The following is a 14,228-nucleotide window of genomic DNA, read 5'->3' as shown; positions in this document are numbered from 1 at the left end:
CATGCCACAGATCGGAGAATTCACCCGCACCCAATCGGGCTACGAGGGCCGCATCCGCACCGTCACGCTCGACCTGAACCTGGTCTTCGTGCCGACGCACAACGCCGAGATCGAGAACGCCCCGGATTACCGGATCCATCTCGACTGCGAGGACGGTCCGGAGATCGGCGCCGGCTGGACCCAGAGCGGCGAGAAGGCCGGAATCTACATCTCGGTCGCCCTCGACGACCCCGCGCTCGTGCAGCCGATCCGCGCCCGGCTGTTCCAGTCCGACGAAGCCGGACGGTCCTGGGGCCTGCATTGGTCGCGCCCCAGAAAGCGCGACGAGCGGGATTGAGCCATGCCGTTCCTCACTCTTCAACGTGCCGACGGGCGGGCTTGCGCCGCCCGCCGCATCGCCGTCCTTCTCCTTTCCGGCCTGACTTTCGTTGTTCTCCCGGCTGCCGGCCCGCTGGCGCAGACCGTGCAGCCCATGCAACCTGTTGCGCAAGATGCCCGCGATCCCTTCGCCGTCCATGTTGCGGAAGCCTCGCTGCGCTTCGGCATCCCGCAACACTGGATCCGCGCCGTGTGCCATGTCGAGAGCCGGGGCAATCCCCACGCCGTCTCGCCGAAAGGCGCCATGGGGCTGATGCAGGTCATGCCGGAGACATGGGCGGCGCTGCGCGCCCGCCATAGTCTCGGCGGCGATCCCTTCGATCCGCGCGACAACATTTTTGCAGGCGCCGCCTATCTGCGCGAGATGCACGACCGCTACGGCAGCGTCGCCGGCATGCTGGCCGCCTACAATGCCGGTCCGGGGCGCTACGACGAACACCTGGTCTCGGGCCGGACCCTGCCGGCCGAGACCCGTGCCTATGTCGCCACGCTGGCGCCGCTGCTCGACAGCGCACCGCTTCCCGGCGCCGGTTTCGCCGCCGCAACGCCGCGCGACTGGCGCGAGGCACCGCTCTTCGCCAGCGGTATGACCAGCGGTTCGGATGCGGCACCGGTACAATCCGACAGCACACTAGTCGCGCAGACAGCGCAATTCGCAGAACCATCCGATGACGCTTCTTCTGCTCTCGTATCACAATCCGGGAGCCTGTTCGTTCGTAGGTCGGTCGCGGGGCCAGAGCAATGAAAAAATCTTCCATTCACCAACTCGCTCCACTCGACGGAGGGTTCGGCAAATGAAAATCGCCTATGCGGACCCACCCTATATCGGCTGTGCGCATCTCTACCGCGACCGTTCCGATTACGCCGGCGAGGTCGATCATGCGGCGCTGATCGCGCGGCTGGAGCGCGACTACGACGGCTGGATCCTGCACGCCGCCGCGACGCCGCGCTCGTTCGCAATTCTGGCGCCGCTGGTCGAAGCGACAGGTGCGCGATGGATGGCCTGGGTGAAGGGTTTCGCCGCCTTCAAGCGCAACGTGCCGGTCGCCTATGCTTGGGAGCCGGTGATCGTCAAAGCCGCCCGCAAGCCCGTGGTCAGCAAGCGCTTGGTGCTGCGCGACTGGGTGCAGGAAAGCATCACCCTGCGCCGCGGACTGACCGGCACCAAGCCGGAAGCCGTCTGCCATTGGGCCTTCGAGATGGTCGCCGCGCGGCCCGAGGACAGGCTCGACGACCTGTTTCCCGGCACCGGCGCGGTCGCCGCGGCGTGGCACTCATGGCAGCGCAAATTCACCCTGCCGGACGATCCGCAGCCTGCTCTGCCGCCATCGGACAGCACTCGCCGGGGACGATCCCGACTGAGGAATCCGTCATGACCGCATCCGTCCTTTTCCTGCACGCCGACAGCCGCGATGTCGTCCTGTGTGGCGATGAATGGCGAGGCGCCGCGGAGTCGACGGCGACGGTGGGAAGCGAAGCCGAGCGATCCTGTTCAGTTTCCGCACATCGGTCCGCCGCGAGCACGGATGTCCTGCAGCATTGCCCGCAGCAGGGCGAAGTCGATCTGATCGGCATTGCGATAGCGCACGCAGCCTTTGCCGCAATCGATGCCCGCAAGCCGTTCGCGAAACCGCTCGACCGTCGTGGGGCCGGCGTAAAAGGCGATGTGGCGCTTCTGGGCGTTGAAGCTGACGGTATTGTCCCGGCCGGACGGGCCATAGCCGGGCATGCCCCATTGCATTCGCTCCTCCCAATCGGCCAGTTCCTGGCGACAGGTCGTCCGCAATTGCTCGAAGATCGGCCGTTCGGCAACCGCGAGACCGTCGAGCCAATCGTCCACGCTTATTGCCTTCGATTGCACCATGAACGGTCCTTTCCCGCCATCGTTTGCCGCCATCGCCGCCAGACGGTGCCCGGCAGCCGCACCGCCAAGGCTATCATCCCCGAGCGACCGGGCGAAGGGATGAGATGCGCGCGCCGGTCGACCTCCGCCTCATCGGCGCCCGATTTGTTGCGCGATCCGCAGCCGGTTTTGCGTCCACCGGACCGCTCGCATGTCCTGCGATCCCGCCCGGGAGGCGTCCCATGAGCCCCAATCGCAGAAATCGCACTGTAGCGTATCCCAGCAAAGGAACGGGCGGCGCGGCCTTTTGGGCCACGCCGCCCTCAGGGCTATGGCAAGGTAAAAGCCCCGGCCCGTCAAAGACCTACGCCATTGACATGGCGGGTCTTTTTCGAGGCCGGTCGGACGGCGGCGGTGCCGCGTTTTTGGGGTTTTCACGCGATTTCAACGGTGTTTTTGGCACTGTTGCGCGGATCGCGGGGCAGGGAGGGCTGTCATGAGCAGCGACGACCGCGAATTCCGCATCCGTCCGGGCCGGCCGCGCTCGACCCGGGCACCGCGCAGCGGCAGCTTCGTCAATCAGGTGTTGCGCGCGGCGCGGAAGGCGGGGCCGGTCCGAAAGGCGGGACCGGCCGGGGGCTCGTCGTCCTCGGGACGACCCGTCCGCACCGGCCACTCGACCTTCGGGCGCGGGCGGGCGAGCTTCGGCCGCTCGCGGCTGTTCTCGCCGCAGCGCCGGGTGGTGGTGAAGGCGCGTGTGGTCCGGCACAAGGGGCGATCCTTCCGCTCCGCCCCGATGACGGCCCATCTCGCCTATCTCAAGCGCGAGGGCGTCCGCCGCGACGACAGCGACGGGCTGATGTTCGATGCCACCTCCGACGATGCCGACGATTCCGGTTTCGCGGAACGCTGCCAGGACGACCGGCATCATTTCCGTTTCATTGTCTCGCCCGAGGATGCGTCCGACATGACCGATCTGCGCGCCTTCACCCGCGATCTGGTGAAACAGATGCAGGCCGATCTCGGCACGAAGCTGGACTGGATCGCCGCCGATCACTGGAACACCGACAATCCGCATGTGCATCTGCTGGTCCGCGGCGCGGACGAGACCGGCAAGGATCTGGTCATCTCGCGCGACTATATCGGCTACGGCTTGCGCTCCCGCGCCGAGGATCTGGTCTCCCTCGAACTCGGCCCCAGGCAGGAGCACGAGATCCGCTTCGCCCTGGAACGCGAGGTGACGGCGGAACGTTGGACCCGGCTCGATGCCACGATCCGGCGCCAGGCCGACGAGATGGGATTCATCGACCTGCGCCCCGACGCCCCGATCCGGGGCGAACCCACCGGGCGCAGTCCCGAACCGCGGCGGTTGATGATCGGGCGGCTGCAACATCTGGAGAAGATGGGGCTCGCCACATCGGCCGGTCCCGGCGAATGGATGCTGGGGCTGGAGGTGGAGCGCACCCTGCGCGACCTGGGTCGGCGTGGCGACATCGTCAGCCGGATGCATCGGGCCTTCGCCGGGCGGGGCGAGGAACGGGGCGTTCTCGATTTTGTCACCGACAGCGGCCGGGACGGCCCGCCCGTCATCGGGAGGCTGGTCGATCTCGGGCTGCATGACGAGTTGACCGGCGAGGCCTATGCGGTGGTCGACGGTGTCGACGGCCGCGCCCATCATATCCGCCTGCGCGGGATCGAGGCCTTCGACCAGGCCCCGCCGCTCGGCGGCATCGTCGAGTTGCGCCGCTTCGGCGGGCCGGAGGATCCGAACCCGACGCTGTGGCTCGCCCATCGTTCCGATCTGGATCTGCAAAGCCAGATCGCCGCGCCGGGCGCCACCTGGCTCGATCACCGTCTGGTCGAGCGCCGGCCGATGCCGCTGGCCATGGGCGGTTTCGGCAAGGAGGTGCGCGAGGCGATGGATGCCCGCGCCGAGCATCTGGTCGGGGAAGGCCTCGCCCGGCGCGAGGGTGGGCGCATCCTGGTGCGGCGCCATCTGCTCGCCACCCTGCGCCGCCGCGAACTCGATGCGGTCGGTGCCGAGCTCGCCCGGAAAACCGGGCTGCGGCATGTGCAAGCCAGAGCTGGCGACAATGTCGCCGGCACCTGTGGCCGGCAGCTGTCCCTCTCGTCGGGCCGCTTCGCCGTCATCGACGACGGTCTGAGCTTCCAGCTGGTGCCCTGGTCGCGCGACCTCGAAGGCCAGATCGGCCGGCATGTCTCCGGCGTGGCGAAACCGGGCGACGGCATCGACTGGTCGCTGGGGCGCAGGCGCGACCTCGGGCTGTAACGCAAGAACCCTTGTTGAAAGGAGGTGTTTCCATGTCCGGCACGAAGATCCTCTGGGGCCAGATCAGCGTGGTCTTCCTGATCGTGCTGATCTTCGTCTGGTCCGGCACGCAATGGACGGCCTGGCGGCTCGGCTTCCAACCCCAGCTCGGGCCGCCCTGGTTCGAGGTCTGGGGCATTCCGGTCTATTACCCGCCGGCCCTGTTCTGGTGGTGGTATTTCTACGACGCCTATGCCCCGCGCATTTTTGTCGAGGGCGGTATCATCGCCGCCTCGGGCGGGTTCCTCGCCATCGGCATCGCCATCCTGATGTCGGTTTATCGGGCCCGCGAGGCTGCCGATGTCGACACCTACGGCTCGGCGCGCTGGGCGGGGCGGTCCGAGATCGAACGAGCAGGGCTGCTCGGTCTCGATGGGGTGGTGCTGGGCCGCTACGATCAGGGCTACCTGCGCCACGACGGGCCTGAACATGTGCTCTGCTTCGCCCCGACCCGTTCCGGCAAGGGCGTCGGGCTGGTGGTGCCGACGCTGCTGACCTGGCCCGGCTCGGCCATCGTCCACGACATCAAGGGTGAGAACTGGCAGCTGACCGCCGGGTTCAGGGCCAGGCATGGCCGGGTGCTGCTCTTCGATCCTACCAATGCGGCCTCGGCTGCCTACAATCCCTTGCTGGAGGTCCGCCGCGGCGAATGGGAGGTGCGCGACGTCCAGAACATCGCCGATATCCTGGTCGATCCCGAGGGCTCGCTGGAAAAGCGCAACCATTGGGAAAAGACCAGCCACGCGCTGCTGGTCGGCGTCATCCTGCATGTGCTCTATGCCGAGGAGGACAAGACCCTCGCGCGCGTCGCGGCCTTCCTCTCCGATCCGCGCCGCTCGATCGAGGCCACCCTGGCGGCGATGATGAAGACCCCGCATCTGGGCGAGGCCGGACCGCACCCGGTCATCGCCAGCGCCGCACGGGAACTGCTGAACAAATCCGAGAACGAGCGCTCCGGCGTGCTGTCGACGGCGATGTCGTTCCTCGGCCTCTATCGCGACCCGGTCGTGGCGGCGGTGACATCGCATTGCGACTGGCGCATCGCCGATCTGATCGCGGCGGAAAAGCCCTCGACGCTTTATCTGGTGGTGCCGCCCTCGGACATCTCGCGCACCAAGCCGCTGATCCGGCTGGTGCTGAACCAGATCGGGCGCAGGCTGACCGAGGATCTGCACGCGAAGGACCGCGGGCACCGGGTGCTGATGCTGCTCGACGAATTCCCGGCGCTGGGGCGGCTGGACTTCTTCGAATCCGCCCTGGCCTTCATGGCCGGCTATGGGCTGAAGGCTTTCCTGATCGCGCAGTCGCTGAACCAGATCGAGAAGGCCTATGGCCCGAACAACTCGATCCTCGACAACTGCCATGTCCGGGTCAGCTTCGCCACCAATGACGAACGCACCGCGAAGCGGGTCTCGGAAGCGCTCGGCACCGCCACCGAGATGAAGGCGATGAAGAACTATGCCGGCCATCGCCTCGCGCCCTGGCTCGGCCATATCATGGTCTCGCGCTCCGAGACCGCCCGGCCGCTGCTCACACCGGGCGAGGTGATGCAGCTGCCGCCGGAGGACGAGATCGTCATGGTCGCGGGCACTCCGCCGATCCGGGCCCGGAAGGCGCGCTACTATGCCGATCCGCGCTTCAGGGAGCGGATGCTGGCCCCGCCCGATCCGCGCGAGGTTGCTCCATCACCGCGACCAGACGACTGGACCGGGCTGAAGCCGCCGAAGCAGGCGGCGGATCGGGCAGGGGCCGGTGAAACGTCCAAGGCAAAACGCCAGGACAAGGCCAATTCCGGCCTGCGCCGCGAGCCGGAACTGCCCGAGCATGTCGAGATCGTCCACGAACGGAAGGAACCGTCGCCGGAGGACGAGTTCAGGCAGCTGCTCGGTGACGATCAGGCGGATGCCGCGCGCCAGCGCCAGGCGCTGCGCCGCAAGATGGCTGGTGTCGCCCGGCAGGCCTCGATGGATCCCGGCGACGATATTCCCATGTAAGGAGTCAAAAAACATGCGCCAACGACTGAACGTCTATTTCCCGCCCGCACTGCTGCGGCAGATCTCGGATCTCGCCGACAGCAGGAAGGTCTCGCGCTCGGCCATCGTCGAGGCCGCCGTCGCTTCCTTTCTCTCGCCCGACGATGCCGACCGGCGCGAGGCGGCCTTTACCCGCCGGCTCGACCGCATGTCGCGCCAGATCATGCGGCTCGAACGCGATGTCGGCCTCTGCGCCGAAACCCTGGCGCTCTTCGTCCGCTTCTGGCTGACCGTCACGCCGCCGGTCCCGGCCGAGGGCTACGCCGCCGCCCAGGCCAAGGGCCGCGAACGCTTCGAGGGCTTCGTCGAGACCCTCGGCCGCAGGCTGCAATCCGGCGAGAGCTTTCTCAAGGAGATACCGGAGGATGTCGCGGGGGCGGGGGATGAGCCGGCCAAACTCGACCCTGCCGAAGGGGCCGTATGACAACACTTTCTGTTCCGGCGGGGCGGTAGCCAGGACCGTTAAATGGCGAGGATTCTTATTCGAGGATCATTGCATCAAGAGCGGGAGCGTGTCGTTTCATCTCGAACACCCACCATGGCGGGCTCGCCGCTTCCCGCCAACACAGGCCTTTGTTTTGCGGGGAATTATTGCCATTGGGGATGGTTAAGGCGCGAGACGTTCCGCTAGCCTATCAATTTTCCCCTCATCGCCCGGCTCCATCGGGAGGACCTGGATAAGCACGTCCGTGAACCCCTCCTCGTGGAGGGCATAGATCCTATGCCGGCCGTCCATGACGTCGAAATCGTCCCCGCCCCTGAGACTCAGTTCCGTCGGCGTGACCTGGCCGCTAGTCCGGATGATGTTTTTCCAATGGGAAAGCTTTCCCGGTTTGAAGTCCGCATACTGACCAAGCCTTGCCTCCTTCGAAAGGGTCCAGCGATATGGATCCTCCCTCATCTTCTCGTCGATCTTTGCGATCGACGCCCAGAAGGTCTTCGCAGCCGGAAACTCAGCTTCGGTCCAGTGCGGGTATCGCGGCATCTGCTCCCCTTGAGAAAACGAACGTGGTCGGACAGCGTATGGTACGCCAGCCGGAGCGCAACCCTTGATTTCTTCCGCAGGCCCCTAACCTCCGAGAGGCTAGCAACGGTCAAATCCACGGGTAACAACTTACTGCCACAAGCACTCTCCCACGCCTCGCACTCCAGGGTTCCAGTTCGCCGGCTCATCCGAGGTATCGGCAAGGTCGCTTTTTCCCTCATTCGTGCGACCGCTAAAGGCTTTTCCCAGCGGCCCTCACGGGAGTTCCTTAGGTCAGAAAACTGACGGAAATATTCGGCATTTGACGAAAATGGCGGCCCGATACGGCTTCCGGGTTCATCTCGCCTCCTCCCATGGATTGATGACGGTGATGCCGGCAGCCAGGAACGGCGCGGTATCGCGCGTCGCGACGGTCAACTCGACGGCGGCGGCGATTGCGGCGATGAAGCCGTCCGCCTGGCCGATGATCGTTCCCCTGCCGCGCGCCTGCGCCATCAGGCTTGCGTAGCATTCCGAGGCTGCGAGACCGAAGGGCAGGATGCGGTCCTCGAACAGCGGCAGGATCTCTTTCTCGAAACGGGAATGCAGGCGGGCCTTGCGCTTGCCGTCGGGAAGCACAGCAATGCCGAACCGGATCTCGGCCACGGTGATGGCCGAAAGGTGCAGAGTCTCGATCGCCTGCTCATCGATCCAGCGGACGACTCCGGCATCCGGCGCGTCCCGCATCGGTTCGGAGACCACATTCGTGTCGAGCAGGATCATTCGTCGAAATCGATCGGTCGGGCAGGGGTCCGGTCACGCCGGATCGCAGTCTCGAACAGGGCGTGCTCTTCCTTGCTCATCCGCGCTTCGCGGCCGATCTCGGCCAGCAGCGACCCCAGCCGGACGCGGTTCTGCGGTCGCGCTGCCTGTTCGAGGATGTCGCGCACTTCGGCCTCGGTACTGCGCCCATGCTGCGCCGCGCGCATCTTCAGCGCCCGATGCGTCTCGGCGGACAGATTGCGGATGGTGATGGCGGGCATGGCGATTGCGACTCCCGGGAACTGACATCATTGATATCGTCACTGAAAAAATGATGTCAAGGTTAGTGGCTGGTGATGCTGATCCTACCGGAGTTGATTCGTCAGCCTGCCGCCACCTGCGCTGGTTTTCCCGAAAGGGCAAAACCGCCGTTCCCCTGTCTTTCTACGCCAGACTACGACGGCAGCTGAATAGCTGTTGCACTCTCTCGTTTTGAGGCTCTTTTAGTCGACCCCATCCGGGGCTTTCCTCTCGCCGCCCCGGTGGAACGGGGGACGGGATGGCAGGTTCGGACCACATCGAGGCAAGGGTGGAGCGCGGCGCCCGCATGCTCCGCACCGCGCTCGGGCCTGCCATCTCCGCCCTCTTGCGGGATCCCGATATCGTCGAGGTGATGCTGAACCCCGACGGGCGGCTCTGGATCGACCGGCTTTCCGAGGGTCTGAACGACACCGGCGAACGGCTGTCCCCTGCCGACGGCGAGCGGATCATCCGACTGGTCGCGCATCATGTCGGCGCCGAGGTCCATGCCCGGTCCCCACGCGTCTCGGCGGAACTGCCCGAGACAGGGGAACGCTTCGAAGGCCTGTTGCCGCCGGTGGTCGCCGCGCCGGCCTTCGCGATCCGCAAGCCCGCCGTGGCCATGTTCACGCTCGACGACTATGTCACCGCCGGGATCATGAGCCGGATGCAGGCCGAGGCGCTGCGGCTTGGCGTTGTGACCCGCGCCAATATCCTCGTCGCCGGCGGCACCTCCACCGGCAAGACCACGCTGACGAATGCGCTGCTGGCCGAGGTGGTGAAGACGCTGGACCGCGTCGTCATCATCGAGGATACCCGCGAGCTGCAATGCGCCGCGCCGAATTTGGTGGCGATGCGCACAAAGGACGGCGTCGCGACGCTTTCCGATCTGGTCCGCTCATCGCTGCGATTGCGGCCCGACCGCATCCCGATCGGCGAGGTGCGCGGCGCCGAGGCGCTGGATCTGCTCAAGGCCTGGGGCACCGGCCATCCCGGCGGGATCGGCACCATCCATGCCGGATCGGGCATCGGAGCCCTGCGCCGCCTCGAACAGCTGATCCAGGAGGCCGTGGTCACCGTGCCACGGGCGCTGATCGCCGAGACCGTGGATCTGATCGCCGTTCTGGCCGGACGCGGCAGCAATCGCCGTCTCACCGAACTGGTCCGGGTCGAGGGCCTTCGGCCGGACGGCGAATACCGCATCGCACCCGTGATTCCCGACACCGAGACCGACACCCATCAAAACATCGGAGATTCTCCATGATCCGACCTGCATTGAAGCTTCCCCGCCGTATCGCGGCATCCGCCAGCTTCGCCTATGTCAGCCTTGTATTGGCGCCCGCCGCCCATGCCGCCGGTTCCTCGATGCCCTGGGAGGCGCCGCTGCAATCCATCCTCGATTCCGTCGAGGGACCGGTGGCCAAGATCGTGGCGGTGATCATCATTATCGTCACCGGCCTGACGCTGGCATTCGGCGATACCGGCGGCGGCTTTCGCCGGCTGATCCAGATCGTCTTCGGCATCTCCATCGCCTTCGCGGCCAGTTCGTTCTTCCTCAGTTTCTTCAGCTTCGGCGGCGGGGCCTTGGTCTGATGACGCAGGGCTTCGAGCAGCTTTCCGACGTACCGGGCTTTTCCGTCCCGGTGCATCGCGCCCTGACCGAGCCGATCCTGCTCGGCGGCGCGCCGAGAAGCATCGCCATCCTGAACGGCACCCTGGCCGGCGCCGTAGGTCTCGGCCTCCAGCTCTGGCTGGCCGGCATCCTGATCTGGGCGGTCGGTCACATCGCCGCCGTCTGGGCGGCGAAGCGCGACCCGCTCTTCGTCGAGGTTGGGCGCCGCCACCTGCGTCTCCCCGGCCATCTCTCGGTCTGACGGAGGTATGCGATGATGAATCTCGCCGAGTATCGCCGCACCGCTTCCCGCCTCGCCGACTTCCTGCCTTGGGCGGCGCTGGTCGCGCCGGGCGTGGTGCTGAACAAGGACGGTTCGTTCCAGCGCACGGCGAAATTCCGCGGCCCCGATCTGGATTCCGCCGTGGCCGCCGAACTGGTCGCGGTGGCGGGGCGGCTGAACAACGCCTTCCGCCGCCTCGGCTCGGGCTGGGCCATCTTCGTCGAGGCGCAGCGGTCCGAAGCCGCCACCTATCCCGACAGCCGCTTCCCCGATCCCGCCTCGGCGCTGGTCGATGCCGAGCGCAAGGCCGATTTCGAGCAGGAAGGCAGCCATTTCGTCTCGGACTATTTTCTCACCCTGCTCTGGCTGCCGCCGGCCGAAGAGGCGGCCCGCGCGGAAAGCTGGCTCTACGAGGGCCGCGAGACATCTGGGGTGAATCCCTGGGAACTGCTGCGCGGTTTCATCGACCGCAGCGACCGGGTGCTGGCGCTGCTCGACGGCTTCATGCCGGAATGCCGCTGGCTCGACGATCCAGAGACGCTGACCTATCTGCATTCCACCATCTCCACCAACCGGCAGCGCGTGCGCCTGCCCGAGGTGCCGATGCATCTCGATGCGCTGCTGGCCGACCAGCCGCTGACCGGCGGGCTGGAGCCGCGCCTCGGCGAGCAGCATCTGCGGGTGTTGACGATCACCGGCTTTCCCACCGCGACCACGCCGGGCATTCTCGACGAGCTGAACCGCATCGCCTTTCCTTACCGCTGGTCGACGCGCGCCATCCTCATCGACAAGACGGACGCCACCCGGCTGCTGATGAAGATCAGGCGGCAATGGTTCGCCAAGCGCAAGAGCATCGCCGCCATCCTCAAGGAGGTGATGACCAGCGAGCCTTCGGCCCTGGTCGACACCGACGCCGCCAACAAGGCGGCCGACGCCGATCTGGCCCTGCAGGAGCTTGGCACGGATGTCGCCGGCATGGGTTATGTCACCGCGACCATCACCGTCTGGGACACGGACGCCCGCGTCGCCGACGAGAAGCTGCGGCTGGTGGAGAAGATCGTTCAGGGCCGCGACTTCACCGCCATGATCGAGACTGTGAACTCGGTGGACGCCTGGCTCGGCAGCCTGCCCGGACACGCCTATGCCAATGTGCGGCAACCGCCGGTCAGCACCTTGAATCTCGCCCATATGGTGCCGTTGAGCGCCATTTGGGCCGGCGAGGGGTGGGACCAGCATTTCGATGCACCCCCTTTGCTCTTTGGAAAGACTGAGGGCGCGACGCCGTTCCGCTTCTCGCTGCATGTCGGCGATGTCGGCCATACGCTGGTCGTCGGACCGACCGGGGCCGGCAAGTCGGTGCTGCTGGCGCTGATGGCGCTGCAGTTCCGGCGCTATGCCGGATCGCAAGTCTTCGCTTTCGACTTCGGCGGCTCGATCCGGGCATCGGCGCTGGCCATGGGCGACTGGCACGATCTCGGCGGCGGGTTGAGCGAAGACGGCGAGGCGCCGGTTTCGCTGCAACCGCTGGCGCGGATCCACGAGACCACGGAACGCGCCTGGGCCTCCGATTGGATAGCCGCCATCCTGCGCCGCGAAGGCATCGCCGTCACCCCGGAGGTGAAGGACCATCTCTGGACGGCGCTGACCTCGCTGGCCTCGGCTCCGGTCGAGGAACGCACCATCACCGGTCTGTCGGTGCTGCTGCAATCCAACGATCTGAAGCAGGCGCTGCGGCCTTATTGCATCGGTGGCGCCTATGGCCGGCTGCTCGATGCCGAGGCCGAACATCTGGGCTCGGCCTCCGTGCAGGCCTTCGAGATCGAGGGCCTGGTCGGCACCGGCGCGGCACCAGCGGTGCTGTCCTATCTGTTCCACCGCATCGGCGACCGTCTCGATGGACGCCCGACGCTGCTGATCATCGATGAGGGCTGGCTGGCCTTGGACGACGAGGGGTTCTCCGGACAGCTGCGCGAATGGCTGAAGACGCTCAGGAAGAAGAACGCCTCCGTCGTCTTCGCCACACAGTCGCTATCGGACATCGACAATTCCGCCATCGCGCCGGCGATCATCGAGAGCTGCCCGACCCGGCTGCTGCTGCCCAACGAGCGTGCCGTTGAGCCGCAGATCACCGCGATCTATCGCCGCTTCGGCCTCAACGACCGCCAGATCGAGATCCTGGCGCGGGCGACGCCCAAGCGGGATTATTATTGCCAGTCCCGGCGTGGCAACCGGCTGTTCGAGCTGGGCCTCAGCGAAGTCGGTCTCGCGCTCTGCGCCGCATCCGCCAAATCCGATCAAACGCTGATCGGTCAGGTCCTCGCCGAACATGGACGTGACGGCTTCCTCTCCGCCTGGCTGCGCGACCGCGACGTGGACTGGGCCGCCGAGCTGATCCCGGACCTCGCCAATCTGGCGCCGGAAGCCACCGGCATGCCTGTATCTGAACCGATCAGTTCAGAAACGGCACGCACTGATCACGGGGCGGGACCGGACGATGCCGGGTTCACCGACGCGGAGACAGGACCTGCCGGTGACGCGGTCGCGCCCGGCGACGCCAAGGCAGCATCCACCCTCGCAGAGGCAGGACCAGAAACAAGCACAGAAAAGGAGACCGCGCCATGACGCGCAGACCATCCATGATCACCCGTTCCGTCAGCACCACGGCACTGGTCCTTGCGCTGGCGGCACCGCTGGCGCTGGCCCCGGTCCTGACTCCGCCAGCCCAAGCCTTCTTCGGCGGCTTCGGTCGCATTGTCTACGACCCGACCAACCATACCGAGAACCTGCTGACCGCGGCGCGCACGCTGGAGCAGATCAACAACCAGATCGCCTCGCTGCAGAACGAGGCGCGGATGCTGATCAACCAGGCCCGCGATCTCGCCAGCCTGCCGCATAGCTCGCTGCAGCAGCTGCAACAAAATGTCACCCGCACCCAGCAACTGCTGGACGAGGCCCAGAACATCGCCTTCGAGGTGCAAGAGGTCGACCAGGCGTTCGAGCAGGAATACGGCACGCCCGATCTCTCGATGTCCGAACAACAACTCCTGGCCGATGCCCGGACCCGCTGGAGCAACACCATGGGCGGGTTGCAGGACGCCATGCGCGTCCAGGCCGGCGTCACCAACAACATCGAGGCGCAGCGGGCCGAGATGGCGACGCTGGTCGAACAGAGCCAGGGTGCCACCGGTGCCTTGCAGGCCAGCCAGGCCGGCAACCAGCTGCTGGCCCTGCAATCGCAGCAGCTTTCCGATCTCACCGCGCTCCTCGCCGCCACCGGCCGCGCCGAGGCGCTCGCCGAGGCTGAGCGCGCGGCGGCCACCGAACAGGGCCGCATCCAGCGCGAACGCTTCCTGACGCCCGGCATCGGCTACCAGCCCGGCAATGCCCGGATGTTCAACAACTGAAGCCCCGAGGAGGCGCAATCATGGGAGGCAAGGCGATGGCCCGGCTCATTGCCATCCTGTTCCTGGCGATCGTCATGACCGTCACCCTGATCCGGATGGAACGGACCGGCGATCTGCCGCCGCTTCCCGGGCAGCAGAGCCAGTCGCAGCCGGAAGATCCGCTGCGCGAGGGCCAGCGCCGCTGCCAGCGGTTGGGCGAAGCGGCGGCGGACGATGCCGACTACCTACACATCTGGGCCGAAACCCGCGATCGCTTCCTCGGGCGCAGTCCCAGCCCCGAGCCATCCCGCCCTGCCGTCTCCCCTGAAGCGGAGTGATCA

Annotated in this window: 16 protein-coding genes; 12 read left to right on the top strand and 4 right to left on the bottom strand. The window is 66.5% G+C overall.

Annotation, left to right across the window (positions count from 1 at the left end; translation table 11 throughout):
• Position 1: 1 nt before the first annotated feature.
• Genes KF941_RS07885 through KF941_RS07875 form a run of 3 tightly spaced genes read left to right on the top strand, consistent with a single transcriptional unit; the run spans position 2 to position 1,754 of the window.
• Complete coding sequence (locus KF941_RS07885) at positions 2–337, top strand: DUF736 domain-containing protein (RefSeq protein WP_214273040.1); 336 nt, start codon at positions 2–4, stop codon at positions 335–337.
• Positions 338–340: 3 nt separating this feature from the next.
• On the top strand, positions 341–1,123 hold the full coding sequence (locus KF941_RS07880; RefSeq protein WP_214273039.1) for a lytic transglycosylase domain-containing protein: 783 nt from the start codon (positions 341–343) through the stop codon (positions 1,121–1,123).
• Positions 1,124–1,172: 49 nt separating this feature from the next.
• Positions 1,173–1,754 carry a hypothetical protein gene (locus KF941_RS07875; RefSeq protein ID WP_214273038.1) on the top strand — a complete coding sequence of 194 codons (582 nt, stop codon included), beginning with the start codon at positions 1,173–1,175 and terminating at the stop codon, positions 1,752–1,754.
• Between the two features lie 116 nt (positions 1,755–1,870).
• Here the strand turns inward: KF941_RS07875 and KF941_RS07870 are convergent, their stop codons facing one another.
• Positions 1,871–2,218 (bottom strand): DUF1801 domain-containing protein, encoded by a 348-nt coding sequence (locus tag KF941_RS07870; protein WP_214273037.1) that lies wholly within the window; start codon positions 2,216–2,218, stop codon positions 1,871–1,873.
• A gap of 499 nt (positions 2,219–2,717) precedes the next feature.
• Between KF941_RS07870 and KF941_RS07865 the strand changes: the two genes are divergently transcribed.
• The 3 genes from KF941_RS07865 to KF941_RS07855 are packed head-to-tail and all read left to right on the top strand — an operon-like array spanning position 2,718 to position 7,007.
• Positions 2,718–4,511, top strand: coding sequence for a DUF3363 domain-containing protein (locus KF941_RS07865; RefSeq protein WP_017998410.1), 1,794 nt, complete (start codon positions 2,718–2,720; stop codon positions 4,509–4,511).
• A 32-nt stretch (positions 4,512–4,543) separates the two neighbouring features.
• Positions 4,544–6,544: a conjugal transfer protein TraG gene (locus KF941_RS07860; protein ID WP_017998409.1), complete on the top strand. Its 2,001-nt coding sequence runs from the start codon at positions 4,544–4,546 to the stop codon at positions 6,542–6,544.
• Between the two features lie 13 nt (positions 6,545–6,557).
• Positions 6,558–7,007: a CopG family transcriptional regulator gene (locus KF941_RS07855; RefSeq protein ID WP_017998408.1), complete on the top strand. Its 450-nt coding sequence runs from the start codon at positions 6,558–6,560 to the stop codon at positions 7,005–7,007.
• A gap of 183 nt (positions 7,008–7,190) precedes the next feature.
• Here the strand turns inward: KF941_RS07855 and KF941_RS07850 are convergent, their stop codons facing one another.
• The 3 genes from KF941_RS07850 to KF941_RS07840 all read right to left on the bottom strand — a co-directional run bounded on the left by KF941_RS07850 (position 7,191) and on the right by KF941_RS07840 (position 8,590).
• A complete protein-coding gene (locus KF941_RS07850; RefSeq protein WP_072462940.1) occupies positions 7,191–7,568 on the bottom strand; it encodes a hypothetical protein in 378 nt (125 codons plus the stop codon).
• Positions 7,569–7,904: 336 nt separating this feature from the next.
• On the bottom strand, positions 7,905–8,330 hold the full coding sequence (locus tag KF941_RS07845; RefSeq protein WP_072462939.1) for a type II toxin-antitoxin system VapC family toxin: 426 nt from the start codon (positions 8,328–8,330) through the stop codon (positions 7,905–7,907).
• Complete coding sequence (locus tag KF941_RS07840; protein WP_072462938.1) at positions 8,327–8,590, bottom strand: plasmid stabilization protein; 264 nt, start codon at positions 8,588–8,590, stop codon at positions 8,327–8,329. Before KF941_RS07840 ends, KF941_RS07845 begins: the two co-directional genes overlap by 4 nt.
• Positions 8,591–8,868: 278 nt before the next feature.
• On the opposite strand from KF941_RS07840, the gene trbB reads away from it, so the two are divergent.
• Genes trbB through trbK-alt form a run of 6 tightly spaced genes read left to right on the top strand, consistent with a single transcriptional unit; the run spans position 8,869 to position 14,225 of the window.
• Complete coding sequence (gene trbB / locus KF941_RS07835) at positions 8,869–9,873, top strand: P-type conjugative transfer ATPase TrbB (protein WP_114536907.1); 1,005 nt, start codon at positions 8,869–8,871, stop codon at positions 9,871–9,873.
• Positions 9,870–10,202, top strand: a complete 333-nt coding sequence (locus KF941_RS07830; RefSeq protein ID WP_072462936.1) for a TrbC/VirB2 family protein — start codon at positions 9,870–9,872, stop codon at positions 10,200–10,202. The genes trbB and KF941_RS07830 overlap by 4 nt, the downstream gene beginning before the upstream one ends.
• A complete protein-coding gene (locus KF941_RS07825; RefSeq protein ID WP_072462935.1) occupies positions 10,202–10,483 on the top strand; it encodes a VirB3 family type IV secretion system protein in 282 nt (93 codons plus the stop codon). Before KF941_RS07830 ends, KF941_RS07825 begins: the two co-directional genes overlap by 1 nt.
• A gap of 12 nt (positions 10,484–10,495) precedes the next feature.
• The gene (gene trbE / locus KF941_RS07820) at positions 10,496–13,126 is read left to right on the top strand and encodes a conjugal transfer protein TrbE (RefSeq protein ID WP_214273036.1); all 2,631 of its coding nucleotides are present in this window, start codon (positions 10,496–10,498) and stop codon (positions 13,124–13,126) included.
• Positions 13,123–13,908 (top strand): P-type conjugative transfer protein TrbJ, encoded by a 786-nt coding sequence (gene trbJ, locus KF941_RS07815; RefSeq protein WP_181820543.1) that lies wholly within the window; start codon positions 13,123–13,125, stop codon positions 13,906–13,908. The genes trbE and trbJ overlap by 4 nt, the downstream gene beginning before the upstream one ends.
• A gap of 20 nt (positions 13,909–13,928) precedes the next feature.
• The gene (gene trbK-alt / locus KF941_RS07810) at positions 13,929–14,225 is read left to right on the top strand and encodes a putative entry exclusion protein TrbK-alt (RefSeq protein WP_114536904.1); all 297 of its coding nucleotides are present in this window, start codon (positions 13,929–13,931) and stop codon (positions 14,223–14,225) included.
• Positions 14,226–14,228 lie beyond the last annotated feature (3 nt).

Source organism: Paracoccus sp. pheM1, assembly GCF_018499825.1.
GTDB lineage: Bacteria > Pseudomonadota > Alphaproteobacteria > Rhodobacterales > Rhodobacteraceae > Paracoccus > Paracoccus versutus.
The sequence above is the reverse complement of the archived record's forward strand: the minus strand, read 5'-3'. Positions and strand labels throughout refer to the sequence as shown.